At 71.7% G+C, this 25,537-nt stretch carries 21 protein-coding genes; 12 read left to right on the top strand and 9 right to left on the bottom strand.

The window, feature by feature from the left end:
* Window positions 1-45: 45 nt before the first annotated feature.
* Window positions 46-1,161, bottom strand: a complete 1,116-nt coding sequence (locus tag ACIQMX_RS24915) for a hypothetical protein (RefSeq protein ID WP_402481204.1) — start codon at window positions 1,159-1,161, stop codon at window positions 46-48.
* 154 nt (window positions 1,162-1,315) lie between these two features.
* On the opposite strand from ACIQMX_RS24915, the gene ACIQMX_RS24910 reads away from it, so the two are divergent.
* Together ACIQMX_RS24910 and ACIQMX_RS24905 are read left to right on the top strand one after the other, a co-directional pair.
* A complete protein-coding gene (locus ACIQMX_RS24910) occupies window positions 1,316-1,753 on the top strand; it encodes a DUF4442 domain-containing protein (protein WP_363070924.1) in 438 nt (145 codons plus the stop codon).
* Window positions 1,754-1,934: 181 nt separating this feature from the next.
* Window positions 1,935-2,591, top strand: coding sequence for a DedA family protein (locus tag ACIQMX_RS24905; protein ID WP_363070815.1), 657 nt, complete (start codon window positions 1,935-1,937; stop codon window positions 2,589-2,591).
* 157 nt (window positions 2,592-2,748) lie between these two features.
* Here ACIQMX_RS24905 and ACIQMX_RS24900 read toward each other — a convergent pair whose 3' ends face one another.
* Window positions 2,749-3,279 (bottom strand): gamma carbonic anhydrase family protein, encoded by a 531-nt coding sequence (locus ACIQMX_RS24900; protein WP_363070817.1) that lies wholly within the window; start codon window positions 3,277-3,279, stop codon window positions 2,749-2,751.
* A 169-nt stretch (window positions 3,280-3,448) separates the two neighbouring features.
* Here ACIQMX_RS24900 and ACIQMX_RS24895 point away from each other — a divergent pair, with 169 nt between their 5' ends.
* Window positions 3,449-4,186: an acyltransferase gene (locus ACIQMX_RS24895; protein WP_363070819.1), complete on the top strand. Its 738-nt coding sequence runs from the start codon at window positions 3,449-3,451 to the stop codon at window positions 4,184-4,186.
* A gap of 8 nt (window positions 4,187-4,194) precedes the next feature.
* Here the strand turns inward: ACIQMX_RS24895 and ACIQMX_RS24890 are convergent, their stop codons facing one another.
* Entirely contained in the window at window positions 4,195-5,061 is an 867-nt protein-coding gene (locus tag ACIQMX_RS24890; protein ID WP_363070821.1) for an EamA family transporter, read from the bottom strand.
* A 93-nt stretch (window positions 5,062-5,154) separates the two neighbouring features.
* Here ACIQMX_RS24890 and ACIQMX_RS24885 point away from each other — a divergent pair, with 93 nt between their 5' ends.
* From ACIQMX_RS24885 to fxsT, 5 genes are all read left to right on the top strand, one after another.
* Window positions 5,155-5,727 (top strand): XRE family transcriptional regulator, encoded by a 573-nt coding sequence (locus ACIQMX_RS24885; RefSeq protein WP_363070823.1) that lies wholly within the window; start codon window positions 5,155-5,157, stop codon window positions 5,725-5,727.
* Window positions 5,728-5,771: 44 nt separating this feature from the next.
* On the top strand, window positions 5,772-6,326 hold the full coding sequence (locus tag ACIQMX_RS24880; RefSeq protein WP_363070825.1) for a YbaK/EbsC family protein: 555 nt from the start codon (window positions 5,772-5,774) through the stop codon (window positions 6,324-6,326).
* Window positions 6,327-6,863: 537 nt separating this feature from the next.
* Window positions 6,864-9,293 carry an FxsB family cyclophane-forming radical SAM/SPASM peptide maturase gene (locus ACIQMX_RS24875; RefSeq protein WP_402481198.1) on the top strand — a complete coding sequence of 810 codons (2,430 nt, stop codon included), beginning with the start codon at window positions 6,864-6,866 and terminating at the stop codon, window positions 9,291-9,293.
* 150 nt (window positions 9,294-9,443) lie between these two features.
* Window positions 9,444-10,802 carry a TIR-like protein FxsC gene (locus ACIQMX_RS24870; protein ID WP_363070829.1) on the top strand — a complete coding sequence of 453 codons (1,359 nt, stop codon included), beginning with the start codon at window positions 9,444-9,446 and terminating at the stop codon, window positions 10,800-10,802.
* Window positions 10,799-14,758, top strand: a complete 3,960-nt coding sequence (gene fxsT / locus ACIQMX_RS24865; protein WP_363070831.1) for an FxSxx-COOH system tetratricopeptide repeat protein — start codon at window positions 10,799-10,801, stop codon at window positions 14,756-14,758. Before ACIQMX_RS24870 ends, fxsT begins: the two co-directional genes overlap by 4 nt.
* A gap of 71 nt (window positions 14,759-14,829) precedes the next feature.
* On the opposite strand, the gene ACIQMX_RS24860 is transcribed toward fxsT, so the two are convergent.
* The 3 genes from ACIQMX_RS24860 to ACIQMX_RS24850 form a co-directional block, all read right to left on the bottom strand.
* A complete protein-coding gene (locus ACIQMX_RS24860) occupies window positions 14,830-15,693 on the bottom strand; it encodes an alpha/beta fold hydrolase (protein ID WP_402481194.1) in 864 nt (287 codons plus the stop codon).
* Between the two features lie 106 nt (window positions 15,694-15,799).
* Window positions 15,800-16,633 (bottom strand): aminoglycoside N(3)-acetyltransferase, encoded by an 834-nt coding sequence (locus ACIQMX_RS24855; protein ID WP_402481191.1) that lies wholly within the window; start codon window positions 16,631-16,633, stop codon window positions 15,800-15,802.
* Between the two features lie 64 nt (window positions 16,634-16,697).
* Window positions 16,698-17,108, bottom strand: a complete 411-nt coding sequence (locus ACIQMX_RS24850; RefSeq protein WP_363070835.1) for a CoA-binding protein — start codon at window positions 17,106-17,108, stop codon at window positions 16,698-16,700.
* Between the two features lie 59 nt (window positions 17,109-17,167).
* Here ACIQMX_RS24850 and ACIQMX_RS24845 point away from each other — a divergent pair, with 59 nt between their 5' ends.
* The 3 genes from ACIQMX_RS24845 to ACIQMX_RS24835 all read left to right on the top strand — a co-directional run bounded on the left by ACIQMX_RS24845 (window position 17,168) and on the right by ACIQMX_RS24835 (window position 22,219).
* On the top strand, window positions 17,168-17,794 hold the full coding sequence (locus tag ACIQMX_RS24845; protein WP_363070837.1) for a YigZ family protein: 627 nt from the start codon (window positions 17,168-17,170) through the stop codon (window positions 17,792-17,794).
* A 214-nt stretch (window positions 17,795-18,008) separates the two neighbouring features.
* Window positions 18,009-19,175 (top strand): exonuclease SbcCD subunit D, encoded by a 1,167-nt coding sequence (locus ACIQMX_RS24840; RefSeq protein ID WP_363070839.1) that lies wholly within the window; start codon window positions 18,009-18,011, stop codon window positions 19,173-19,175.
* Window positions 19,172-22,219 carry an SMC family ATPase gene (locus ACIQMX_RS24835; protein WP_363070841.1) on the top strand — a complete coding sequence of 1,016 codons (3,048 nt, stop codon included), beginning with the start codon at window positions 19,172-19,174 and terminating at the stop codon, window positions 22,217-22,219. The genes ACIQMX_RS24840 and ACIQMX_RS24835 overlap by 4 nt, the downstream gene beginning before the upstream one ends.
* On the opposite strand, the gene ACIQMX_RS24830 is transcribed toward ACIQMX_RS24835, so the two are convergent.
* On the bottom strand, window positions 22,209-22,655 hold the full coding sequence (locus ACIQMX_RS24830; RefSeq protein WP_219570135.1) for an Lrp/AsnC family transcriptional regulator: 447 nt from the start codon (window positions 22,653-22,655) through the stop codon (window positions 22,209-22,211). The two genes, ACIQMX_RS24835 and ACIQMX_RS24830, sit on opposite strands and share 11 nt — an antisense overlap.
* A 92-nt stretch (window positions 22,656-22,747) precedes the next feature.
* Between ACIQMX_RS24830 and ACIQMX_RS24825 the strand changes: the two genes are divergently transcribed.
* Window positions 22,748-23,239, top strand: coding sequence for a rhodanese-like domain-containing protein (locus tag ACIQMX_RS24825; RefSeq protein WP_363070843.1), 492 nt, complete (start codon window positions 22,748-22,750; stop codon window positions 23,237-23,239).
* A gap of 47 nt (window positions 23,240-23,286) precedes the next feature.
* Here the strand turns inward: ACIQMX_RS24825 and ACIQMX_RS24820 are convergent, their stop codons facing one another.
* Together ACIQMX_RS24820 and ACIQMX_RS24815 are read right to left on the bottom strand one after the other, a co-directional pair.
* Window positions 23,287-24,972, bottom strand: coding sequence for a DUF885 domain-containing protein (locus ACIQMX_RS24820; RefSeq protein WP_363070845.1), 1,686 nt, complete (start codon window positions 24,970-24,972; stop codon window positions 23,287-23,289).
* 35 nt (window positions 24,973-25,007) lie between these two features.
* Window positions 25,008-25,529, bottom strand: coding sequence for an Lrp/AsnC family transcriptional regulator (locus ACIQMX_RS24815; protein WP_363070847.1), 522 nt, complete (start codon window positions 25,527-25,529; stop codon window positions 25,008-25,010).
* Between the last annotated feature and the right edge of the window lie 8 nt (window positions 25,530-25,537).

The raw sequence follows: 25,537 nt of genomic DNA, 5'->3' as shown, positions 1-25,537 counted from the left end.
ACTATCGCGGCAATGACCCCGTTGTGCCAAATGCGTTTCCGCCGGTCAGGACTCGGTGATCTTCACCAGCCGTACCGTGCTGAGGATCTTCTGGATCGTGGCGTCCGGCAGTTCGCCCGAGACGCCGGCCGCGGCGTACAGCACCCAGGAGGAGAAGGCGCCGCTGCTGTTCTTGAAGGTGAAGGCGAAGGTCTTGCCGTCGCTGTCGCACTTCTTCTTCTTGGTGACGTTCGGGGCGGTCGCCGTGACCAGGCTGCCCGTCAGGCCCGACGTGGTGGTGTACTGCTTGGCCTTGCTGATCTTGATGGTCTTCTTCGGCATGTGCTGGGCGTACGCGGCCCAGGCCCAGGTGCCCGCCTCGTTCCTGGCGTTCAGGGCGCCGTCCGTGGCACCTTCCGCGCCGCGGGTGCCGGTACCGGCGAGGCTGTAGTTCTCCTTGGTGCCGTCCTTGTCGAAGTCGTCGACGCACCACTTCTTCTTCAGGTCCGCCGGCGCGGAGAAGCCGATGAGCGGCGAGCCGTCACCCTTCGCGTCGTCCTCGAAGTACGAGAACGTGCCGGGCGACCCGACCTCCCAGTCGCCGGGCACGTCGAACTGTGTGCCCCACTTGGGGTTGGTCACGACCTTCCAGCCCGCGACGAGCGGCTTGGCGTCCCCGTCCTCGCCACGCGGGTTCGCCACCGGCGAGGAAGCGGCGTCGGAGGGCTTGGCGGGCGCGGACGACTTCTTGCCGTCGGCGACGTTCTTGCCGTCCTTGTCGTCGTCCTTGCCCAGCACGACGACACCGGTGACCGCCGCCGCCACCACGACCGCGGTCGCCGCGACGATGGCGATGACGGTCGTCTTCTTCTTGTCGTTGCCGGGCTCGGGCCCGCCGGGCGGACCGGGCACCGCGTACTGCGCGACGGTCGGCTGCTGGTGGTGCGGATTGGGCTGCTGGTACCCCGGCTGTCCCTGCTGCGGGTAGCCGTACCCGGGCTGCTGCCCCGGCTGGCCCTGCTGCGGATAGCCGTACCCCGGCTGCTGCTCGGGGCCGGGCTGCTGCTGGTACCCCGGCTGCTGATACGGGTTCGGCTGTTGGTACCCCGGCTGCTGGTACGGGTTCTGGTTCTGGTCCTGCGGGTTTTGCTCGCCCCCGGGCGGCTGCTGTCCTGGCCACATGGCGAGTAACGATAGAGGGGCGCCGCGCGGGCGGCTACGTCCGCCCCCGTGAGCGGACGGTGAAGGATGCGTCCGGGACGTGGGTGCTTGGCCGCGAAGCCATGGCCAAACATCTCTACCGGTGAGTAACATCGAGTTCATGAGCGCTGAACAGATGACCGCGGGCGAGAGGGTCGCCGCGTCGGTTCCGATGGTCCGGACCCTCAACCTCGAATTCCTGGAGTCCACCGCCGAACGTGCGGTGGCCCGCATGCCGGACCAGGCCGACTACCACAATCACGTCGGCGGACCGCATGCCGGAGCCATGTTCACCCTCGCGGAATCGGCGAGCGGTGCCGTCGTCATGGCCGCGTTCGGCGACCAGCTGACGCGGGCCGTCCCGCTCGCGGTGAACGCGCAGATCGCCTACAGGAAGCTGGCGATGGGCGAGGTGACCGCGACCGCCACGCTCGGCCGCCCGGCGGCCGACGTCGTCGCCGAACTCGACGCGGGCGAGCGACCCGAATTCCCCGTGGCCGTCCGGATCGAGCGCGCCGACGGTGCGGTGACCGGCGAGATGACCGTGCTCTGGACGCTGCGCCCGATCGCTTGATTCCGCACGTGCCCGCAGGGGCCGCCACGCACCCGGGAGGGAGCGGGCGGCCCCTGCGGGCGTTCAGGGACGGGCCGCCGCGTTCGGCCTGTCGGGGCCGGCAGGGCGACCGGTAGGCTTCCGCCGTGCGCCGAGGAGTTGTCCGGCGGGCGATCGGGACATCACTACGGAGGAACCGGCGTTGCACATCCAGGAGTGGCTGGAGACCGTCCCCGCGATCAGCGTGTACGTCCTGGTGGGCGTCGTCATCGGGCTGGAGAGCCTGGGCATTCCGCTGCCCGGCGAGATCGTGCTGATCAGCGCGGCGCTGCTGGCCGCGGGACACGACGGCATCAACCCGTGGATCCTGGGCGCCTGCGCCACGGCCGGGGCGGTGATCGGCGACTCGATCGGCTACGCCATCGGCCGCAAGGGCGGACGGCCGTTGCTGGCCTGGCTCGGCGGGAAGTTCCCACGGCACTTCGGCGAGAGCCAGATCGCCATGGCGGAGCGGTCGTTCCAGAAGTGGGGCATGTGGGCGGTCTTCTTCGGCCGCTTCGTCGCGCTGCTGCGCATCTTCGCCGGACCGCTCGCGGGCGTCCTGCACATGCCGTACTGGAAGTTCCTGATCGCCAACGTGTTCGGCGGGATCGCCTGGGCGGGCGGCACCACCGCCGTCATCTACTCGGTGGGCGTCGTGGCCGAGGCCTGGCTCAAGCGGTTCTCGTACCTGGGACTGGCGATCGCCGTTCTGATCGGCCTCGCCTCGATGCTGATCCTCAAGAACCGGGCCAAGAAGGCCGCCGCGCAGTCCGCCGGAACCGCGCCCGAACCCGAGGCCGTACCGGTCGCCGACTGACGAAGGCGTTCCAGGCCGCCGGCCGGCGGGGCCGGCCGGGGACCGGGCACTCGCGGACCGGCGACCGGTGAGGCCGTACCGGCCGGGGTGCGTGGGTCCGGCGAGGGCCGTACCGGCCGGGGTGCGTGGGCCCGGCCGTCCGACCGGCCCCACCCGCTCAGTCCTCGTACGCCTGTCGGTGCGCCTTGGCCAGCTCCACGTAACCGACCGCGTTGAACCTGATGCCTTCGAGCTCCTCCTCGGTCAGCTGCCGCTTGACCTTGGCGGGCACACCCGCGACCAGGGAGCCCGGGGGCACGCGCATTCCCTGCGGGACCAGGGCCTGGGCGGCGACCAGCGAACCGGCGCCGATGTGGGCGCCGTTGAGCACGGTGGCACCCATACCGACCAGGACGTCGTCCTCGATCGTGCAGCCGTGCAGGACGGCGTTGTGTCCGACCGACACCCGCTCGCCGACCGTGACGGGGAACCCGGGATCGACGTGAACACTGCAGTTGTCCTGGATGTTGGAGCCGGCTCCGATGACGATCGGCCCGCAGTCGGCCCGCAGGACCGCGTGGTACCAGAGGCTGGAGCCCGCGGCCATCGTGATCTCACCGATCGCGACCGAGGTCGGTGCGGTGAAGGCATCCGCGTCGATGACCGGCTCCTTGCCGCCCATGGCCCTGATCAACGCCTGCTCTGCCATCGCGCGTCCTCTCGTGCTCCGGTGCCGTGGGGCGGGGCCGTCCGGTCGCCGGCCGGCTGTCCCGCCCGGGAAACGGTATGCGACGGGCCGGGCTCCTCGCGGCCGGGTGGGGTGAAGATCACAGGGCCGTGCGGCGATCGCCCGCGGAGCGGCCGACTACCGTGTGCGAGTGCCGAAGAACCGAAACACGTTCTCCTCAGTGACCGCCTGGCGTCGGCGCGCCCTCTCCGGGGCCGTCCACCGCTGCTGGCGCTGGGTGCAGAGGACCGGAGCGGTCACGGCGGCGCACCCCGGCGGTCTGCGCTTCCGCCGGATCGGCGAGGGCACCCGGCTCGCCTTCCCCCAGGGCACGGTGTTCGGCGAGCCGTGGATCGAGCTCGGCAACCACTGCGTCATCGGCGAGCAGGTCACCCTGACGGCGGGGCTCATGCCCGATCTCGATCTCGGGTCCGACACCGTACTGACGCTCGGCGACGGAGTGGTGCTGGGGCGCGGCAGTCATGTCGTCGCGGACACCACGGTGACGATCGGCTCGGACACGTACTGCGGTCCGTACGTCTACATCACCTCGACCAACCACAGCTACGACGACCCGCGGCAACCCGTCGGCAAGCAGTGGCCGCGGATGGAGCCGGTGACCATCGGCCCGGGCTGCTGGATCGGCACCGGAGCGGTGATCCTTCCGGGCGCCCGGCTCGGCCGCAACGTGGTGGTGGCGGCGGGCGCGGTGGTCCGCGGAGAGGTGCCGGACCATGCCGTGGTGGCGGGGGCCCCGGCTCGTGTCGTACGGAGCTGGGACCCCGAGAAGGGCTGGCAGCCGCCCCTGCGGACACCGGCCCCGGTGCCCATCCCGGAGGGCGTGACCCCCGAACAGCTCCTGGCCGTGGCGGAGCTCGACGAGAGCTGAGGCCCGCGTCAGCCGGTCGCGAGCAGCACCGTGCCCAGCAGTGCGAGCCCGGCCCCCGCGGCCTGTACCCCGCGCAGCCGCTCCCCGAGAAGTCCGCGCGCGGCCAGGGCCGTGACCACCGGGTAGAGCGAGGCCAGCACGGCTGCCACGGTCACCGGCCCGTGCTGTGCGGCGATCGAGTAGGTGCCGTTGGCCGCGACGTCGGCGAGGCCCACGAAGGTCAGCGCCGGCAGCGCGGCGAGCACCACAGCCCTGCCCCCGTCCGCGGGCAGGGCGCGTGCGCCGCGCCGCACGGAGGCGCAGAGCGCCGCGCCGCCCACCGCCACGTTGGTGATCCGCTGGACGAAGAGGGCGAGGAAGAGTCCGGTCACCGTGCTGGAGGCCTCGGCGATGAGGGCCATCACCGCCCCGAAGCCGAACGCCGCGACGAGGGTCAGCAGGACCGCCTGACGCTGTACCGGGGCGCCGCGCAGCTGCGGTCCGCCCGCCATGACGATGCCGGCCACGGCGACGGCCACTCCGGCGCACTGCAGCAGGCCGGGACGCTCGCCGACGACCAGCCCGATGCTCACGGGCACGGCGACCCCCAGCGAACCGAGTGGCGAGACCACGCCCATCGGGCCGAGTGCCAGGGCCTTGTAGAAGCTCAGCATCGCCACCGGGCCCACCGCGCCTGCCGCGACGGCGAACCAGAGCTGTGGGCCCGCCTCGCTCCAGCCGCCGGTCATCAGCACGATCACGCCGAGCACCACCGCAGCGATCACCTGCGAGACGACCACCACGGTGAGTGCGGGGACGCGCCGGGTCAGTACCCCGCCGCCGAAGTCGGCCAGCCCCCACAGCAGGCTGGTGGCCAGGGCGAACAGTGCGGTCATGAGCGGGCCTCGCAGTACAGTGCGATGAACGGTGAGTACAGCACACCGTAGTGCAGTATTCGCGACCATGGCATCCAAAATATTGGACGGAATGTGACGGATCTCGACCAGCTGACCCAGTCCCTCGCCAGGAACCTCAAGCGCTGGCGCGGTGAGCGGGGCTTCACCCTGGACACGCTGGCCGCCCGTGCCGGGGTCAGTCGCGGAATGATCATCCAGATCGAGCAGGCCCGCACCAACCCCAGCGTCGGCACCACGGTCAAGCTCGCCGACGCCCTCGGGGTCAGCATCACGACCCTGCTGGACTATGAGCGCGGCGCACCGGTCCGCCTGGTCCCCGAGGGCCAGGCCGTCCGCCTGTGGTCCACCGAGGCGGGCAGCTCCACCACCCTGCTCGTCGGAACCGAGGCCCGGGGTCCGCTGGAGCTCTGGTCCTGGCACCTGATGCCCGGCGAGTCCAGTGCGTCCGACCCGCACCCCGAAGGCACCGTGGAGCTCCTTCACGTCACCGCGGGCACGCTCACCCTGGTGGTCGACGACGCCCCGTACGACGTGCCCGCCGGAGCCTCCGCCACCTTCGAGGCGCACCACCCGCACGCCTACCGCAACGAGGGCTCCGAGCCCGTCCGCATCATGATGGCCGTGTCGATCCCGCCCGTCAGATGAGACGCTCAACCAGCAACGGGCCAGGGGCTGTTAGCGTGGCGCGCATGCGCGCCCCCATCGGCTCCTTCGAGGATGCCAGCCCTGCTGCCGACCGTCTCGAACTGCTCACGGCCCCGGTGGCCCGAGCGGTGGGGGAGGGCTGGGGCGGATTTCCCGCCGAGCAGATCATCCACGTCGACACGGACCCGGAGATCGCCGACACGGCGGCTTTCGTCGCCCACCACGGGGCCGATCTGCTGCGCCGGTCCGCCAACTGCGTCGTGGTGGCCGGCAAACGTGCGGGCGAGGTCACCCTGGCCGCCTGTCTCGTCCTGTCCCACTCCCGCATCGACACGAACGGTGTCGTGCGCAAGCATCTCGGTGCCCGCAAGGTCTCGTTCGCCCCGATGGAGGCGGCGATCGGAGAGACGGGAATGGAGTACGGCGGCATCACGCCGGTCGGACTCCCCGGCGACTGGCCCCTGTTGATCGACTCCGCCGTGGCCGACGAGGAGTGGGTCCTGATCGGCAGCGGTACCCGCCGGGGCAAGCTGATCATGCCCGGCAAGGCGCTGGCGGCGCTGCCGGGCGCGGTCGTCCTCGAAGGCCTCGGAGTCTGACCGAATCGTGTCTCGGGAGCCGGTGCTCTTTGTGCATCATCTGGTCCCCGCCCCCGCTCTGCGGGAGGCTGGGCCCGGTGTGCCCCGAACCCGGTCCGGGCTGGGCCGGGCGGGTCACTGCTTCATCCGTTCGGGGGGTGCGCGTGAACGCGACCGCAACTGCGGGGCCCGTGCGCGCGTTGTGGTGCGCAGCGCCCCCCGTGTGTCGCAAGTGGCTGTCTTTGAAGATTTGTCCTATTTATAGGGAAAGACGGGGATTTCTTCCCTGTTCGTTTCGGGGTTCGCAGCGATCGTGGACGTCCTCAACATGAAGGGCTTTAAATGAAAACTACTCTCGTCTCGGCGGCCGTCCGGCCGGGGATCCTTCCCCGCAGCCAGGCCGTGCCCCGGGTGCCGCTCGCTCAGCGAGCCGCTGTCCAGGGCGGCGGGGCCCTGCCCGCATCGATCAGTCGACTCCTGTCGACCGACGCCGGGGCGAGTCCGTTGGTGATCGCAGCCTTTCAGTCGTCCGTCTGAGCAGCCGAACAGATACTCGTCATGGACCGGCCACCCCCTTCTTTGAGCCAATTCGTGCTGAAGATGCACAGCCGCTGTGATCTCGCCTGCGATCACTGCTACGTGTACGAGCACGCGGACACGAGCTGGCGTGGCCGGCCCCGGGCAGTCACCGGTCAGACCCTGGCCAGGGCGGCGGACCGCATCGCCGAACACGCCCTGGCACACGGTCTTCCCATGGTCCACGTGGTCCTGCACGGCGGGGAGCCGCTGCTCGCGGGCCCCGAGAGGATCCGGTGCGCGGCCGAGGAACTCACCCGCGCACTCGACGGGATCAGCGCACTCGATCTACGCATCCACACCAACGGCGTTCTGCTCAACGAGGAGTTCTGCGAGCTCTTCGCCGAACTGGGCATCAAGGTCGGGGTGTCGCTAGACGGCGACAGAGCCTCCAACGACCGTCATCGCCGCTACGCGGACGGACGCACCAGTCACCCCCAGGTCCTGCGCGCGGTCGCGCTGCTCAACCGTCCGGGCTACCGGAGACTCTTCGCCGGACTGCTCTGCACCATCGATGTCGAGAACGATCCGGTCGCCGTGTACGACGCCCTCGTGGCCCTCGACCCGCCGCGCATCGACTTCCTGCTCCCGCACGCGACCTGGGACGTGCCCCCGCCCCGTCCGCACGGTTCCGCGACGCCCTACGCCGACTGGCTCGACGTGATCCACCGGCGGTGGACCGCGGCCGGGCGGCCGGTGCCGGTGCGGATCTTCGACTCCGTACTGCGGACGCTGCGCGGCGAGAGCAGCCTCACCGAGTCGCTGGGCCTGGCGCCGGCGGACCTCGTGGTCATCGAGACGGACGGTACGTTCGAACAGGCCGACAGCCTCAAGACGGCCTACGACTCGGCACCCGCCACGGGGATGAACCTCGTCGATCACAGCCTCGACGACGTGCTCGCCCATCCGGGCATGCTCGCCCGCCAGCAAGGGCTGGAGCAGCTCAGTGACGAGTGCCGGGCCTGCCCGGTGGTCAGCTCGTGCGGAGGCGGTCTCTACGCACATCGCTACCGGACCGGAAGCGGCTTCCTCAACCCCTCGGTCTTCTGTCCCGATCTGATGAAACTGATCACGAACATCCGCGACCGGGAGGCGGCGGTGCCCATGGCGAATGCCCCGGAACCGCTCGACGCGGCCGGACTCGACGAGTTGGCCTCGGGCTTCGGCGGCGCCGCGACCGTGGGCCGGCTCGCGGCGGCCCAGGCGGAGATCAACCACGAACTGCTGGCCGCCGTCGGCGAGCGCGCCCCGCGCGGCGACCGCACGGCGATGCAGGCCTGGGAACTGCTCATCGACCTCGACACCGGAGCTCCCGAGGCGCTGGACGCGGTGCTGGCGCACCCGTACACCCGCCCCTGGGCCTTGCGTGTGCTCGAAGGCGGGCCGCCGTGGTCCGCCGCCGCGGGTCTGGCCGAGATCGCGGCCGCCGCCGCGCTGCGGGCCGGCCGCGGTGACACCGTCGCCGTCCCCGTGAGGGAAGGGCTGCTCCGCCTTCCCGGCCTGGGCGCGGTGACCCTGCCCGTCGATGCGGCGCTCGCCGAAGTGTCCGCGGACGCCGAAGGGTTCTCGGTACGCGCGGCGGGCCGGCATGTGCGGATCGACCGGGAGGACGGTGTGGACGGGCTCACTCCGCACTGGCAGCCGGTGCGGGTGGTCGAACCTGCGGGCTGGTCGGTTGCGCTGGAAGACACCGACCCCCTGCGCGACCGCCATCAGTGGCCCGTCGCCGGGCGGCTCTCGGTCGGCGAGGCCAAGCTGTGGGCGCAGGACCTGGCCCAGGCCTGGGCGCTGATCCAGGACGAACTTCCCGCGTACGCCCCGGGAGTGTCGGCCGGTCTCCGGGTCGTCACGCCGCTGCACGCGCCGGGCGGCAGCGATGTCAGTGCGGCCTCCCGGGACGCGTTCGGGGCGATCGGGGCGGCCCGGCCCGAAACTCCCGAACTGCTGGCCCTGTTGATCGTCCACGAGTTCCAGCACGTGAAGCTTGGCGCGGTCATGGACAGTTTCGATCTGCATCAGCCCGTCGACGGCGGCAGGCTGTTCTACGCACCCTGGCGACCCGATCCGCGCCCCCTCGACGGCCTGCTCCAGGGCACGTACGCCCACATCGCCGTCACGGACTTCTGGCGGGTGCGCCGGCGGTCCGCGCAGGGCGCGGCGGCCGACATGGCCGAGGCGCAGTTCGCCCGGTGGCGGGAGCAGACGACGCGGGCCGTGCGGGTGCTGGCCGGATCGGGGCTGCTGACCCCTCTCGGAGAGCGTTTCGTGGCCGGAATGGGCCATACGGCCGAGGCATGGGAGACGGAAGCGGTCTCCGCCGCGGCCCTGGACCGGGCGCGGAGTGCGGCCGAACGGCACCGCGCCGACTGGACGGCCCGCAATCCGGTGCACGCCGCGCAACTCGGCTCTTGATCCTTTTCGGGAATTGGTGGTTATGGCAGCAATTGATTGTCCCGTACCGAAAGCGGAGGGGTGGGCTCAATAAATAGGCGCGTTCCTGCCGTTCCGTCGAAGATTCGATACTTCCTAGACTGAGGACCCACACGGGGACCGGGGGAGACGTTGGATCTTGAAGCTGCCGGAGCACAGGGAGATGAGCCGAGACCGTACTTCTTCCTCAGCTATGCGCATACACCCAGGAATGATCCGAAGGACAAAGATCCGAATCTCTGGGTCGAGAGATTCTACCGAGACCTGTGCGCCCACGTTCTTCAGCTGACGTCCCTGCCCGCCGGGGTGCCGGCCGGGTTCCTGGATCAGCAGATGCAGCCCGGGGAGGGGTGGCAGGAGCGCCTCTCCGAATCCCTGGCGTACTGCAAGGTCTTCGTGCCGCTCTACTCGCCGCGCTATTTCCTGAGCGAGCAGTGCGGCCGGGAGTGGTACGCCTTCTCCAGCCGCGCGGTGCACTATCAGGCGGCCCGCAGCAACGGCGGCCAGATGTCCGGCATCGTGCCCGCGCTCTGGGTGCCCGTACCGCCCGGGCAGCTGCCGCAGCCGGCGGAGCGGCTGCAGTTCAACCATGCCGCCTTCGGTGAGGAGTATGCCGACGAGGGCTTCTACGGGCTGATCAAACTGCGCTATCTGCGGGACCAGTACGAAAGAGCCGTATATCTGCTGGCCAAGCGGATAGTGAAGGTCGCGGAGCAGAGCCGGATGCCCGAAGGGGACCCGCAGCAGGACTACGCGGCGGTGCCGAGCGCCTTCGGGCCGCCCGGCAGGGCGAGGCAGATGGAGATCTCCGTCCTCGCCTGCTCCCGCTCCGATCTGCCCCCGGGCCGCGCGCCGGACTGCTACGGACCGGCCCAGCGCGACTGGAATCCGTACCATCCCAAATCGTCGAGGCCGCTGGCCGATCACGCCGTCGATCTCGTGCGCAATCTCGACTACCAGGTGCGGGTGGGAGAGTTCGAGGCGGAGTCCGAGCGCCTGCTCGGCACCGAGAAGCCCCAGGGGCCGGGTCTGCTGCTGCTGGACCGGTGGTCCCTGGACACCCCGCACCGCCAGGAACTGCTGAGACGGCTGAGCGAGAACAGCCGGCCCTGGATCAGCGTCATGGTCCCGTGGAACAGGGACGACCCCGACTCCGGCCACCGCGAGGCAGACCTCCGTGCCGTGTTGGAAGGGGTGCTCGGATCCGGGCCCGCGGCCGAATTCGGTCACCGGTCGCACAGCGGAGGCGTACCGACCCTGGAGGCCTTCAGCCAGGAACTCCCGGGAGCGGTGAAGGCCGCGGAGCGCCACTATGCCGCCCACGCCGAGACATTCCCGCCCGAGGGTTCGAGCGGCGCGATGCCGCGACTGCTGATCGACGGCGTGGGCTACGGAACCAGCAATCCCGCTCCACCTGTCACCGGCACGGACCACGACACGGGCGATCCCGGCGACGGTGACGCCCCCCGAGGGGGAGGACCCAGCAGATGACCGAGAACCGTGGCGGTACCGTCGTCACCTTCTACTCCTACAAAGGCGGAACCGGCCGCACCATGGCGCTGGCCAATACCGCCTGGATTCTTGCCGCGAACGGCTATCGCGTACTCGCCGTCGACTGGGACCTCGAAGCCCCCGGTCTGCACCGCTTCTTCCACCCCTTTCTCGATCTTTCCGACCTGGCCGCCACGCCCGGGCTGATCAATCTGATCACCGAATACCAGGAAGAAGCCCGCCGGCCTGCGGCACGTGATCCGGAATGGCACCGCGAATACGCGCGTGTGAGGCCGCACGCCACGTCACTGAACTGGTCCTTCCCGCGAGGCGGAAGCCTCGATTTCCTGTCCGCCGGACGCCGTAACCGGGACTATTCCTCGACCGTGGGCCGGATGGACTGGGACGACTTCTACGAACGCTACGGCGGCGGTCACTTCTTCGACGCCATGCGGGCCGACATGCAGAAACACTATGACTTCACCTTGATCGACAGCCGGACCGGGCTGAGTGACATCGCGGATATCTGCACCGTGCAGATGCCCCAGGTACTGGTGGTCTGCTTCACCCTCAGCGACCAGAGCATCGAAGGCGCATCCGCCGTGGCCCGCGACATCGAGGAGCGGTTCCACGACCAGCACATCCGGATCCTTCCTGTTCCGATGCGCATCGACGACGGGGAGAAGGAGAAGGCGGACGCGGGACGCGCACTGGCCAGAGAGAGCTTCCCCGGCTTCCCCAGCGGCCTCTCCAGCGACGAACTGGCGGCCTACTGGGGCACGGTGGAGATCCCCTACCGGCCCTTCTACGCCTATGAGGAGATCCTCGCCACGTTCGGTGACGCCCCGAACATATCGAGCTCCATGCTCACGTCCTGCGAACGGCTGACCGCGGTGCTCACCGAGGGCCGGGTCACCACGCTGCCCGCGATGGACGAGGCGGAACGGCTGGCCTACGTGGCCGCCTACACGCGTCGCAGGCCCGTCCCGCCGTCCAACATCGTCCTCACCCACGTGGCGGAGGACCAGATGTGGGCGGACTGGCTGGAGTCGGTCCTCACCCGTGCCGGCTTCCACGTCATGCCCGTGGACGTGCGCAGCTCCCACAAGGCCTGGAACGACGCCGAATGGGCGGCTGCCGGTGCCTTCCGCGTCGTCCCCGTGGTCTCCCAGGCCTACCAGAACTCGCGGCGCGCCCGGAGCCTGTGGGAGTCCGCGCTGGGGCTGGATCCATCGGGCAGCCGGCGCCAGCTCGTCCCGGTGCGGATCAGCGATGTCCGGCTGACCATGCCGCTCAGCAGCAGGGGCATCGTCGATGTCGCCCGGCTGGACGAACGCGAGGCCACCGCCGCCGTACTGACGGCGCTGGACCGGCCCGAAGCCCTCGACGCGATGCCGGCCGCGCCGGGGGGCCCGCGATTCCCCGGCACGGTCCCCGGGGTGTGGAACGTACGGCCCCGGCACACCGAGTTCACCGGCCGCGGATCCGTACTGGTGCGGCTGCGCGACCAGTTGCGGGGCAGCAGCCTCTCCACGCAGCATCTCCCGCAGGTCCTCTACGGGCTCGGCGGGGTCGGGAAGACACAGGTGGCCCGGGAGTACGCGCACCGGTTCCGGGCCGACTACGACCTGGTGTGGTGGGTCGAGGCCGAGCAGCCCGACCGGGTGGTGTCGTCCCTGGCGGAACTCGCGGAGAAGATGGGCCTGCGCGCGGGCGAGGTGGTCGCCGAGGCGGCCAGGGCGGCGCTCCAGGCGCTGCGCGGCGGATCGCCGTACGCGCGCTGGCTGCTCATCTTCGACAACGTCGAGGACCTCGACAAGGCGCTGGAGCTCTTCCCCGACGAGACCGGACCGCTGATGACCGGTCTCTACGGTCACATTCTCGCCACCTGCCGCAACAAGCCGATCTCCAGCCGCGTGGAGCCGGTCGAGGTCGAGGTCTTCACCCGCTCGGAGAGCGTGGAGCACCTGTGCCGCAGGGTGCGCAAGCTGCCGGCCAGGGACGCGGAACGGGTGGCGGAGGCCGTCGGCGACCTGCCGCTGGCGGTGGAGGTCGCCGCCGCCTGGCTGGCCGAGACCGCAACCCCCGTCGAGGCCTACGTCGAACAGCTCAGGGAGCAGAGCACCAAGGTCCTCTCCCTCGGCCGTCCCGAGGACTACGCCCTCCAGATCGGCGCCACCTGGAACATCTCCATCGCCCGGCTGCGCAAGGAGTCCAAGGCCGCGGTCCGGCTGCTGGAACTGTGCTCGTTCTTCTCCGCCGAACCGATATCGATGACGCTCATCGGCAGCGACTCCATGTTCCGGTCGCTCCTGCCCTACGACGCGGACCTGCGCGAGAGGTACATGCTGGGACGGGTCATCCAGGCGCTCAACCGCTTCGCGCTGGCCAAGGTGGAACCCGCCGACAACAGCATCCAGGTCCACCGGCTCGTCCAGGCCGCCGTCCGTGCCGGGCTGTCGCCCGAGGAACGGGACACGGCCGTCCACGAGGTGCACCGCATCCTCGCCGAGGCCCGGCCTCCGCAGAGCGCGGACCAGGACAACCCGGTGAACGACCCCAGGAGCTGGCCGGCCTTCGAACTCATCTGGCCGCACCTGGGGCCGTCGGGTGTCGCCGACTGCGATGAGGCCGAGGCCCGTCAGCTGATGGTCGACCGCATCCGCTACCTCCTCAAGCGCGGCGAACTGGAGGGCGCCAGGGTGCTGGGCACCCAGCTCAACAAGACCTGGACCCAGGAACTGGGCGAGGACGATCTTCAGACACTGAACCTGCGCTTCGAACTGGCCAACGCCCTGCGCGCCCAGGGCAGGTACACGGACGCCCGCCGGATGGACGAGGACACCCTCGCCCGGCAGACCCGCCTGCTGCGCAGGGACCATCCCAGTCTGCTGATCACCACGGGCAGCCTGGCGGCGGACCTGCGCGCCCTGGGCCGGTTCGACGAGGCACTGGAACGGGACCAGAAGATCCACCACGTGATGCGCGAGACCTTCGGGGACAACCACCCGCGCACCCTCGTCGCCGCCCACAACCTCGCCATCGACTACCGGCTGACCGGCGACAGCGAAGCGGCGCGCAGGCTCGACGACCTCACTGTGGAGCGCCGCAGCACGCTGCTCGGCGAGGACCACCCGTACACCCTGACGACCAAGGGGCACCTGGGGCGCGACCTGCGGGAGACCGGGGAGTACGAGTCCTCGGTGCAGATCCTCCGTGAGGTCAAGGCATCCTTCGAACGGGTCCTCAACGCGGACGTGCCCGAAGCGCTGCGTACGGCCAAGAGCCTCGCCGTATCGCTGCGCAAGGCGGGCCATCCGCACGAGGCGAAGCTCCTGACGGAGGAGACGTACAACCGCTACCGGGAGCGGTACGGCACCAAGGTGCCCGACGCGCTCGCGTGCGGGCTGAACCTCGCGGCGGACTTCTCCGCGCTCGGCGACAAGCAGGCCGCTCTGGACCTGGCCCAGCAGGCCCTGGACGGCTACCGGGCCACGCTGGGCGATGACCATCCGTTCACCCTGGCGTGCCGCAACAACGTCGCCATCTACCTGCGGGGCATGGGTGCGGCCCAGTCGGCGGCGGAGGCCGGCGAAGAGGTCAGGGCCGCACTGGAGAGCAGCCTGGGAGCCCAGCACCCCTTCACACTCTGCGCCGCCATCAACCTGGCCAACGCCTACGGTGACCTGAACCGGCTGCAACTGGCGGAGCGCTGGGAGCGGGCCGCTCTCGAAGGCCTGCTGGACCGGTACGGTCCGGCCCACCCCGACGTGCTGGCCTGCCGCTCCAACCTGGCCGTCACCCTGCGTTCCATGGACCGGGAGAGGGAGGCGGAGCGGTTGCGGGCCGAGGTCGTGCCGCTGGCCGTCGAGCATCTGGGCATGGACCATCCGGTCGCGGTCGCGGCCCGCGCCTGGCGGCGCATCAACCGTGATCTGGAACCGCAGCCGGTCTGATCCCGCTCAGACGGCGGGGCGGCAGGCCGGTACGGGCCGGCCGCCCCGCGTGCGGTGGGCGCGGCCGGCGGTCATCTGGTGACCCAGCCGAGTACGCGGGTGAGGACGCGCAGCGCGCCGAAATGCGCGGCACCGCGCTCCACCACCGTCTCCGCGCCAGGTATGCGCTCGCCGAGCCAGCGGGTGTGCTGGGCCGGTGCGAACACGTCGTCCTCGCCGTGCCACAGGAGCACGGGCGAGGCGATGTCCTCGGGCCGGAAGCCCCAGGCGCTGCTGAAGGACATGACGTCGTCGACCCAGCCGTCGGCCGAACTGCGCAGTCCCTCCGCGAAGTTGCGTACCAGCATGGCGCGGATGCCGGTGTCGGACACGATCCCGCGGTCGGACGCCGACAGCCCGCGGTGCATGTCGACGACCGAGCCCATCGGGTCCGCCCGGATGGACGCCGATCTGCGTTCCAGGGCGGCGGTCAGTCTGCCCCGCCCCGCTGCGGCGTTGATGTACTCACGGACATTGGACTCGGTCATGCCCTCGAACCAGTCGAGCCCCTGCGCATCGCGCGGCGCCAGCCCGACCAGCGCAGCCGTGCGCGCGGCGCGGCCCCGGAGCAGCGCGGCGCACGCGAGTGCGTGCGGCGCCCCGCCCGACCGTCCCACCACCGCGAACTCGCCGATGCCGAGGGCGTCGGCGATGGCCGCGACGTCGGCGGCGACATGGGCGACGGAGCGGCCGGGCAGCCGGGTGGACGAACCGTAGCCGGGACGGTCGTACGCGATGAGGCGGATGCCCAGCCGGTACAGCACGGACCCGCGCGGGGCCGGACCGAGCCGGCTGCCCGGGGTGCCGTGGAGCAGGAACACCGGTCTGCCGTGCGGATTTCCGAAGCTTTCCACGGCCAGGTCCCGGCCGTCCTCCGTGCGGATCAGCTGCGCCATCCGGTGCCTTCCCCTCGGGGCCGATACGCGGTAAGTATGAGTGCCACGAGGGAAGTTGGATATAGATGCACCGGCCAGGAGGTTGCCGCGCAGGCGCGAAGCGCCGTCAGAAGTGCGCCCCCCTGTGCGCCGTCAGCCATCCCGTGGCGAACGAAACGGCTGCCGGGAGGCGGAACAGGCGGCCGGTGGCGGAGCCCACCGGGGCGGCGCGGACCGCCGCACCGCGGTCGGACCGTTCGAAGTCCGCGCCCAGCTCGTCGAAGTCGCTGTCGTCCAGCGCCACGTCCTCGTACTCCCACCACCGGCGCCGGCCGCCGTCCCGCACCACACAGCGGTAGGTGCGGCGGGGCGGTGACGGCACGCGGTACTCGGCGAGGTGGAACGCGGTGCAGGAGCCGAAACCGGTGCCGAGCAGCAGGATCTGGGCCCGCAGCCCATGCAGGCGGGCGAGGGGGGAGTGCTCGCCCAGGTGGCAGTCGGGCCGATGGTCCGCCACCACATGGCCGGCCTGCGGCCCCACGGCGGCGAAGGAGGTCTGCGGGTGCGCGCTGCGGGCGGCGCCGGGCAACCGGCGCACCGTCTCGGAGAGCCTGCCCATCGACGGGGCCGCCGTGCTGCCCGGATCGAACGCGGGCATCGCCGCCCGGACGGCCTCGCGCTCCCGCTCGTCGAGACCCCGGACCCGGGCGTGGTACTGGGGGGAGGTGTCGGAGTTCTCCGGGGTGAAGGACGGGACGACCAGTGTGCCGCCCGGCCCCAGCGCCTCCCGCAGCGCGGCGGCGACCGCGTCCGCACCGCCGTCCACCGCTCCCACGGCGCTCAGTGACGCGTGCACCATCAGGACGCCGCCGTGCTCGACACCGAGCGAGGCCAGCTGTCCGGCCAGGCCGGCCCGGCTGTGCGGAACAGTCGACACGCTCACGGCGCGGGCAGCAGTCACAGCCGGTCATTCTTCCAGCCCGGGACGGAGTGTGACACCCCGCACATACGACCGCCCGGCGCGCTCAGCCGCTCAGCGCGGGTATCTCGATGGCGGGGCAGCGGTCCATGACCATGTCGAGCCCGGCCGCCCTCGTGCGCCCGTACGCCTGCTCGTCGATCACGCCGAGCTGGAACCAGACCGCCGAGGCACCGACCGCCACCGCCTCGTCCGCCACCGCCCCGGCCAGCTCGCTGTTGACGAAGACGTCCACCACATCGACCGGGAACGGGATGTCCGCCAGCGAGGCGTAGCCGTCCTCGCCGTGCACCCGCTCCGCCTTGGGGTGGACGGGCACCACCCGCTTGCCGAAGCGCTGGAGCACCTCGGCCACCCTGTAGGCCGCGCGCGAACGGTTGCCGGACAGCCCCACCACCGCCCAGGTGTCGCCCGTGTCCTTGAGAATCCTGCGGATCGTCTCCGTGTCTGCGTACATGATCCGCACAACGGGCGGCCGCCCCGGACCATTCCCGCGGCTGCGCATAGGCTGGCCGGATGCAGGAGCAGTACCGGACAGTCGCCCGCGCGGGTGAGCACGAGACCGAGGTCAACCGATCGCGCTTCATCTGCGCGCTCGCCCCCGCCGCCACCGAGCAGGACGCCCAGGAATTCGTCGCACGCGTCCGCAGGGAGCATCCGACCGCCACGCACAACTGCTTCGCGTACGTGATCGGAGCCGACGCCTCCGTACAGAAGGCCGGCGACGACGGCGAGCCGGGAGGCACCGCCGGCGTCCCCATGCTCCAGATGCTCACCCGTCGTGAGATGCGCTACGTCGTCGCCGTCGTCACGCGCTACTACGGCGGCGTGAAACTCGGCGCCGGCGGACTGATCCGGGCCTACGGGGGCGCGGTCGGCGAGGCCCTCGACGCGCTGGGCACGCTCACCCGGCAGCGGTTCCGGATCGCGACGGTCACCGTCGGACATCAGCGGGCCGGCCGGCTGGAGAACGAACTGCGGGCCACCGGACGCACCGTGCGCGAGGTCCGTTACGCGGAGGCCGTGAGCATCGAGATCGGGCTGCCGGACGCCGAGGTCGAGGACTTCCGGCGCTGGCTGGCCGACGCCACGTCGGGCGAGGCGGAACTGGAACTGGGCGACGAGGCGTACGGGGACGCCTGAGCGGACCGGCGGCCTCGGAGAGCGCCCGGGGCCGTCTTCGCGGCTGCGGCCCCGGGGAAGCCCCCGGTGGTGGGAGACTGTGGTGCGTGAGGGAACAGGGGCAGGGTCACGCAGACGGGGCGGACACCGGTACCTGGGCCCCGGGCAAGGCCGATGCACGGCAGGGCGGGGCTCGGGGGACGAGGAAGCGAAACATGCAGGTCGGAGCCGGCTCTTGAGGATTTTGCACACATCGGACTGGCACCTGGGCCGCTCCTTCCACCGGGTCTCCCTGCGCGAGGCCCAGGCCGCCTACCTCGACCACCTGGTGACCACCGTGCGCGAGCACGAGGTTGACGTCGTGCTCGTGGCGGGTGATGTGTACGACAGGGCGGTTCCGCCGCTCTTCGCCGTGGAGCTCTTCGACGAGGCACTGCACCGGCTCGCCGCCGCCGGTGTGCCCACCGTGATGATCTCCGGCAACCACGACTCGGCCCGGCGGCTGGGTGTCGGCGCCGGGCTCATCGGGCAGGCCGGCATCCACCTGCGGACCGACCCGGCCCACTGCGCCACCCCGGTCCTCGTCCCGGACGCGCACGGCGACGTGGCGTTCTACGGCCTCCCGTACCTCGAACCCGCCCTGGTCAAGGATGTGTTCAAGACGGAACGGGCCGGGCACGAGGCCGTGCTGACCGCCGCCATGGAGCGCGTGCGCGCCGATCTCGCCGAGCGGCCGGACACCACCCGGTCCGTGGTCCTCGCCCACGCCTTCGTCGCGGGCGGCGAGCCCAGCGACAGCGAACGCGACATCACCGTCGGCGGAGTCGCGGCCGTCCCGGCCGGGGTCTTCGACGGCGTCGACTACGTGGCACTGGGCCACCTCCACGGCTGCCAGACCGTTGCCGAGCGCGTCCGGTACTCCGGCTCCCCGCTCGCGTACTCCTTCTCCGAGGTCCACCACCGCAAGACGATGTGGCTGATCGACCTCGACGCCGCCGGGGCGATCGCCGCGGAGCGGATCGACTGCCCCGTGCCCCGCCCACTCGCACGGCTCCGCGGCCGGCTCGACGACCTCCTCGACGACCCCGCACTCGACCGGCACGAGCACTCCTGGGTCGAGGCCACCCTCACCGACCCGGTCCGCCCGGCCGACCCGATGGCCCGGCTCGCCGAGCGCTTCCCGCACACACTCAGCCTCGTCCTCGAACCGGACCGGGCACCCGACGACCCGCACACCTCCTACGCCCAGCGGCTGCGGGGACGCGACGACCAGAGCATCGCGGAGGACTTCGTGGCCCACGTCCGGGGCGGGTACGGCACCGACGAACAGGAGCGCACGGTCCTGCGCAGCGCCTTCGACCACGTCCGGGTCGACGCCTCCGCACGCGAGGTGGACCGATGAGACTCCACCGGCTCGACATCACCGCCTTCGGCCCCTTCGGCGCCACCCAGGAGATCGACTTCGACGCGCTCTCCGCGGCCGGGCTCTTCCTGCTGCACGGACCGACCGGCGCCGGCAAGACCTCCGTCCTCGACGCCGTCTGTTACGCCCTGTACGGGGCTGTGCCAGGAGCCCGGCAGAGCCCCGGAACCTCGCTGCGCAGCGACCACGCACCCGCGGACCTGCCCACCGAGGTCCGGCTCGAACTCACCGTCGGCGGGCGCCGCCTGGAGATCACCCGCCGCCCCGCCCAGCCCCGTCCCAAGAAGCGGGGCGGCGGCCACACCACGGAGAAGGCGCAGAGCCTGCTGCGCGCGTACGACCCCGGGCAGGGCTGGCAGGCGCAGAGCCGCTCGCACCAGGAGATCGGTGAGGAGATCACCCAGCTCGTCGGGATGAGCCGGGAGCAGTTCTGCCAGGTGGTGCTGCTGCCGCAGGGCGACTTCGCCCGCTTCCTGCGGGCCGACGCGGAGGCGCGGGGCAAGCTGCTCGGCCGCCTCTTCGACACCCGTCGTTTCGCCGCCGTCGAGGAGCGCCTCGCCGACCTCCGCCGCACGGCCGAGAGCCGGGTCAGGGCCGGCGACGACCAGATCCTCGCGCTCGCCGAGCGGATCGCCCAGGCCGCGGGCCCGGCCGGGGCGGAATTCCCGATGCCGCAGCTCCAGCCGGGCGAGCCCGGGCTCGCGGACGCCGTCATGGAGTGGGCCGCGGCAGCCCGCAGCAGCGCCCGGGAACGGCTCGACATCGCGGCCGAGGCGCTGTCCGCGTCCGAGACCCGTCACGCCGCCGCCAGGTCCGCGCTGGACAGCGAACGGGAACGGGCCGCACTCCAGCAGCGCTACGCCGAGACCCGGCGCCGAGCCGCCGCGTCCGAGGCGGGCCGGACGGGGCACGACGAGGACCAGGAACAGCTGCGGCGCGCCCGCAGGGCGGACCGTGTCGCCCCGGCACTGGAGCTCCGCGACGAAGCCGAGCGGGCGTACCGGCGGGCGAGAGCGGCCCGCGACCACTCCCGGAGCCGGCTGCCGGGCACCCTGGCCGACGCCGGTGCCGAACAACTGGCGGCTCTGGAACACGGACTGCGCGAGGAGCTCGGAGGCCTCGACGCCGGGCGCCGTGCCGAGCGGCGGAGCGCGGAGATCGACAGCGAACGCACCGCGCTGGAGCGCCAGGCCCGGGCGGACGACGAACTGATCCGTGAGGCCGAGGGCTGGCTGGCGGGCTGGGAGGACACCCGCACCGGTCTGCTGGCCCGTATCGAGGAGGCACAGGACGCCGCTACCCGGGCCGAGTCGCTGGCCGGCCGGCGGGACCCGGCCCGGCGGCGGCTGGAGGCGGCCCGTCGGCGGGACACCCTGGCGGCCGAGGCGGTGGGCGCCGGGAACCGGCTGGGCGAGGCCCGCGAGCACGCCCTGGCCACCCGTGAACACTGGCTCGATGTGCGCGAGCGGCGGCTGCGGGACATCGCGGCCGAGCTCGCGCGGGAACTGGTCGAGGGCGAGGCCTGCGCGGTCTGCGGCTCAGCCGACCACCCGCGCCCGGCCCGTGCCGGGGACGGACACGTCGGCCAGGCGGCGGAGGACGCGGCGGAGGCCGCCCACCACCGCGCCGAGCAGGCGCGCACGGAGGCGGAGCACGCGCTCGGAGCCGTACGCGAGCGGTATGCGGCAGCCCGGGCGGAGGCCGTGGAGGGCGCGGAGGCGCCCGGCTCCGAGGGCGCGGCGGGCGACCCGACGGCCGAGGCGCTCGCCGCCCTCGTCGACTCGCTGACCCGTGAACACGCGCAGGCGTACCGGACCGCGGCCGGGATGCACACCGCGCGCGAGGCCCTGGCAGCGGCCGAACGGGAGCAGGCGCAGCGCGCCGAGGACCGGCGGCAGGCCGAGCGGCGGGTGTCGGCCCGCACGTCGCGCCGCGAGGGCCTCGACCGTGAACAGGCCTCCCTGGCAGAGGTGCTGGTACAGGCGCGCGGTGAGTCGGGCAGCGTCACGGAACATGCCGGCCTGCTGCAGAGCCGGGTCACCCTGCTGGCCGGGGCGGCCACGACGGTGCGGGAGGAGGAGAGCGCGGCAGCACGGCTGAAGGAGGCCGACGACCGGCTTGCCGACGCCGCGTTCCGGGCCGGCTTCGACACGCCACAGGCCGCGGCGGACACCGTGCTCGCCGACTCCGCGCAGCGCGCGCTCCAGCACCGCGTCGACGCCTGGCAGGCCGAGGCGGCCGCGGTGGCCGACCGGCTCGCCGAGACCGGCGCCCGCGCCGCCGCGGACCGTACCCCGGCCGATCCGGACGCCGCGCGGCAGGTGAGCGACACGGCGGAGCGCCTGCTGCGGGACGCGTCGGCGGCCCTCGCGTCGGCACGGGAACGCTGCGCCGAACTCGGCGGGCTCTCCCGCCGCGCGGCCGAGGAGGTCCGTGGACTGGGACCCGTGCGCGAGGAGCACGAGCGGGTCGCGCGGCTCGCCGGGCTCACCGCCGGCACCTCGGCGGACAACGAACGCAAGATGCGGCTGGAGTCGTACGTGCTCGCGGCCCGGCTCGAACAGGTGGCGGCGGCCGCCACCGCCCGGCTCCGGCGGATGTCCTCCGGCCGCTACGAGCTGGTCCACTCCGACGCCCGGACGGGAGGCCGCCGGGCCGGCCTCGGCCTGCATGTCATCGACGCCTGGACGGGACGCGAACGCGACACGGCCACGCTCTCGGGCGGCGAGACGTTCTTCGCCTCGCTCGCCCTGGCGCTGGGCCTCGCCGACGTGGTCACCGACGAGGCGGGCGGCGTTCGGCTGGACACCCTGTTCATCGACGAGGGGTTCGGCAGCCTCGACGAGCAGACCCTCGACGAGGTGCTCGACGTGCTGGACTCGCTGCGCGAGCGGGATCGCAGCGTCGGCATCGTCAGCCACGTCGGCGACCTGCGCCGCCGTATCCCCGCCCAGCTGGAAGTGGTGAAGGAGCGGGACGGGTCGGCCGTACGGCACCGGGTGGCCGACGGGATCAGCGACTGACCGCCCGCCTCGGCAGCGGCGAGGAGTAGACCACGCTGGTGGTGACGGATCCGAGGGCCCCGATCTTCCCCGAGACCGCCTCCAGATGCCGCATGGAACGGGCGGTCACCTTCAGCACGAAGCAGTCGTCGCCGGTGACGTGATGGGCCTCCACGATCTCCGGTGTGGTGTCGAGGAGGTCGTGGAACGGCTTGTAGTTGCCGTTCGGATAGCGCAGCCGTACGAAGGCGAGAACCGGCAGGCCGAGGCGTTCCGGATCGACCACCGCCGCGTAGCCGCTGATGATTCCGGCCTCCTCCAGCCGGCGCACGCGCTCGGTCACGGCGCTCGACGACATGGAGACGGCGCGCGCGAGCTCCGCGAACGTCGCGCGTCCTTCGCGCTGCAGGACGTCGAGAATGCGCCAGTCGGTGTCATCCGGGGAATAGTCGGTCATGGGAAGAGGAAACAGGGGAATCCCTGGCAGATCAAGGGGTGTGCCGGGGATCTCGTCTTCCGTCGCCGGACCGGCGCTCATAGGTTTTCACCATGACCACACAGACCGCCGCCACCCACGCTCCGAACGCCGTACTGCGCGTGCCGCCCGCCGCTCCGGCCGTGGCCGCCGCCTACTTCGGCGCCTCGCTCGCCTTCCACGCAGACGTCTCGGACGTCGCCGCCGCACTGGCGTCCGGCGCCGACCCCGGCTTCGTACTCCTCGACTCCCGCTCCACCGAAGCCTGGGACCAGGGGCACGTCCCCGGGGCCGTCCACCTGCCGACGGCGCTCATCGCCGGACAGGCACGGCAACTGCTCGACCCCGCCGTGCCCCTCGTGACCTACTGCTGGGGTCCCGGCTGCAACGGCGCCACCCGTGCCGCACTGGCCCTCGCCGAGCTCGGCTACCAGGTCAAGGAGATGCTCGGCGGATTCGAGTACTGGGTGCGCGAGGGCTTCGCGTTCGAGACCTGGCAGGGGAGCGAGCGGCGCACCGCCGACCCGCTCACCGCGCCGGACGCAGCCGCCGACTGCGGGTGCTGACACCGGCCGGCCCCGGGCACCACGCCCGGGGCCGGCCGGCCTCACGGTCAGAGCCTGGACAGCTCGTCGACCAGGTCGTCCAGACCCAGCGGCCCCTGTGACAGGGCGGCCATGTGCCAGGACTTCAGGTCGAAGGCGTCCCCGTGCGCCGCGCGGGCGTTCTCGCGGCCGAGCAGCCAGGCGCGCTCGCCCAGCTTGTAGCCGATGGCCTGACCGGGCATCGAGAGATAGCGGGTCAGCTCGCTCTCCACGAAGTCGGCGGGCCGGCCGCTGTGGTTGCCGAAGAACTCCTGGGCCAGCTCCGGCGTCCACCGCTCACCGGGATGGAACGGCGAGTCGGCCGGGATGTCCAGCTCCGCGTGCATGCCGATGTCCACGATCACCCGGCAGGCCCGCATCATCTGGGCGTCCAGGTAACCCAGCCTGCGCTCGGCGTCGGGCAGGAAACCCAGCTCGTCCATCAGCCGCTCCGCGTACAGCGCCCAGCCCTCGGCGTTGGCGCTGACCATGCCGATGGAGGCCTGGTAGCGCGAGAGGCTCTCGGCGACATGGGCCCACTGGGCGAGCTGGAGGTGGTGACCGGGCACGCCCTCGTGGTACCAGGTGGAGACGAGGTCGTACACCGGGAAACGGGTCTCGCCCATCGTCGGCAGCCAGGTGCGGCCGGGGCGCGAGAAGTCCTCGGACGGACCCGTGTAGTACGGCGCGGCGGCGCCTCCGGGCGGAGCGATCCGGGACTCCACCTTGCGGACCCGCTCGGCGAGTTCGAAGTGTGTGCCGTCCAGGGCCTCGATCGCCTCGTCCATCAGGCCCTGAAGCCACGCCTGGACCTCGTCGACGCCCTCGATGTGCTTGCCGTGGACGTCGAGGTGGGCCAGCGCCTCCCAGGGGCCCGCGCCCGGCAGCACCTTCTCGGCCTCGGTCCGCATCTCGGCGAGCAGCCGGTGGTACTCCGACCAGCCGTACGCGTACGCCTCGTCGAGATCCAGGTCGGTGCCGTTGAAGTAGCGCGACCAGCGGGCGTACCGCTCGCGGCCCACCGTGTCCGGCTCGCCCTCGACCGCGGGGGCGTACACCTCCCGCATCCAGTCCCGCAGCTCCTCCAGCGACCGGGTGGCCCGCGCCGCGGCGGCGTCCAGCCCGGTGCGCAGCGCCTGCGGGCCGGCGGCGGCGAAGTCCTGGAAGAACCCCGTCGTCCCGTCCCCGACCCACTCGTCGAGCTGGCCGATGAAGGTGGTGGTGGCGCGCGGACCGCCGTACAGCTTCCGCTCCAGACCGAGCGCGAGGGACTCGCGGTAGCCGGACAGGGCGTCCGGAACCGCATTGAGCCGCTCGATGACCGCCGCCCAGTCCTGGTCCGTCTCGGTGGGCGTCACCGTGAACACCTCACGGATCGCGTGGGCCGGGGAATGCAGGTTGGAAACGGCTCGCAACGCCTCGTCGGCCGCGTGCACGGCGAGTTCGGCCGTCAGGCGCTCACGCAGGAGACGGCCGCAACGACGCTCGGCGTCATCGGCCGCGCCGGGCAGCTGCTCCGCGCGGTCGAGCCGTGCGAGCGTGGTGCGGGCCAGCGCGGCCAGGGCTTCCTGGCCGGCGGGGGAGAAGTCGGGAAGGCGGCGCGAGCTCTCCGCGACACCCAGGTAGGTGCCGGAGATCGGGTCGAGTTCGATGAACGCGTCGACATAGGTGTCGGCGACCTGGCGGGGCAGCGCGCTGCTGGGAGTGTCTGACATGTGGACATCCTCGTACGGGGAGGGCCTCCGCGTCACTACCGATCGGCGGTACGGGCCTGACCCCGGCCGTCCTCGGCCGCCTTGGCCGAGGGCGGCAGCAGCGGACCGCATTCCCACTGCTGGAATATCAACCGGGTCTCCACACGGGCCACTTCACGCCGAGAGGTGAACTCGTCCAGGACCAGGCGCTGGAGATCGGCGGTGTCCGTCACCGCCACGTGGACCAGATAGTCGTCGGGGCCGGTCAGATGGAAGAGCGCACGCGACTCGGGCAGTGTCCTGATCCGGTCGACGAACGGACCGATGAGCTCCCGGCGATGCGGCCGGACCTGTACGGAAAGGAGCGCCTCCAGACCGCGGCCCAGCCTGGCCGGGTCCAGCCGCAGCTGATGGCCGAGGATGACGCCCGTGCGGCGCAGCCTGGTCACCCGGTCCAGGCAGGTCGACGGGGCGACCCCGACCTCGGCGGCGAGCTCGCGGTACGTGGTCCGGGCATCGTTCTGCAGGAGTCGCAGAATCTGCAGATCCACCGTGTCGAGAGCGACGGAATCGGTCATTCGCCGAA

The organism is Streptomyces sp. NPDC091416 (assembly GCF_044756845.1).
GTDB lineage: Bacteria > Actinomycetota > Actinomycetes > Streptomycetales > Streptomycetaceae > Streptomyces.
The sequence above is the reverse complement of the archived record's forward strand: the minus strand, read 5'-3'. Positions and strand labels throughout refer to the sequence as shown.

What these genes read in the sequence shown, in the direction of transcription:
- ACIQMX_RS24915 (WP_402481204.1), bottom strand. Translation starts at nt 1,161, where the DNA reads ATGTGGCCAGGACAGCAGCCGCCCGGGGGCGAGCAAAACCCGCAGGAC.
- ACIQMX_RS24910 (WP_363070924.1), top strand. Translation starts at nt 1,316, where the DNA reads ATGACCGCGGGCGAGAGGGTCGCCGCGTCGGTTCCGATGGTCCGGACC.
- ACIQMX_RS24900 (WP_363070817.1), bottom strand. Translation starts at nt 3,279, where the DNA reads ATGGCAGAGCAGGCGTTGATCAGGGCCATGGGCGGCAAGGAGCCGGTC.
- ACIQMX_RS24890 (WP_363070821.1), bottom strand. Translation starts at nt 5,061, where the DNA reads ATGACCGCACTGTTCGCCCTGGCCACCAGCCTGCTGTGGGGGCTGGCC.
- ACIQMX_RS24880 (WP_363070825.1), top strand. Translation starts at nt 5,772, where the DNA reads ATGCGCGCCCCCATCGGCTCCTTCGAGGATGCCAGCCCTGCTGCCGAC.
- ACIQMX_RS24875 (WP_402481198.1), top strand. Translation starts at nt 6,864, where the DNA reads ATGGACCGGCCACCCCCTTCTTTGAGCCAATTCGTGCTGAAGATGCAC.
- fxsT (WP_363070831.1), top strand. Translation starts at nt 10,799, where the DNA reads ATGACCGAGAACCGTGGCGGTACCGTCGTCACCTTCTACTCCTACAAA.
- ACIQMX_RS24860 (WP_402481194.1), bottom strand. Translation starts at nt 15,693, where the DNA reads ATGGCGCAGCTGATCCGCACGGAGGACGGCCGGGACCTGGCCGTGGAA.
- ACIQMX_RS24850 (WP_363070835.1), bottom strand. Translation starts at nt 17,108, where the DNA reads ATGTACGCAGACACGGAGACGATCCGCAGGATTCTCAAGGACACGGGC.
- ACIQMX_RS24845 (WP_363070837.1), top strand. Translation starts at nt 17,168, where the DNA reads ATGCAGGAGCAGTACCGGACAGTCGCCCGCGCGGGTGAGCACGAGACC.
- ACIQMX_RS24835 (WP_363070841.1), top strand. Translation starts at nt 19,172, where the DNA reads ATGAGACTCCACCGGCTCGACATCACCGCCTTCGGCCCCTTCGGCGCC.
- ACIQMX_RS24830 (WP_219570135.1), bottom strand. Translation starts at nt 22,655, where the DNA reads ATGACCGACTATTCCCCGGATGACACCGACTGGCGCATTCTCGACGTC.
- ACIQMX_RS24825 (WP_363070843.1), top strand. Translation starts at nt 22,748, where the DNA reads ATGACCACACAGACCGCCGCCACCCACGCTCCGAACGCCGTACTGCGC.
- ACIQMX_RS24820 (WP_363070845.1), bottom strand. Translation starts at nt 24,972, where the DNA reads ATGTCAGACACTCCCAGCAGCGCGCTGCCCCGCCAGGTCGCCGACACC.
- ACIQMX_RS24815 (WP_363070847.1), bottom strand. Translation starts at nt 25,529, where the DNA reads ATGACCGATTCCGTCGCTCTCGACACGGTGGATCTGCAGATTCTGCGA.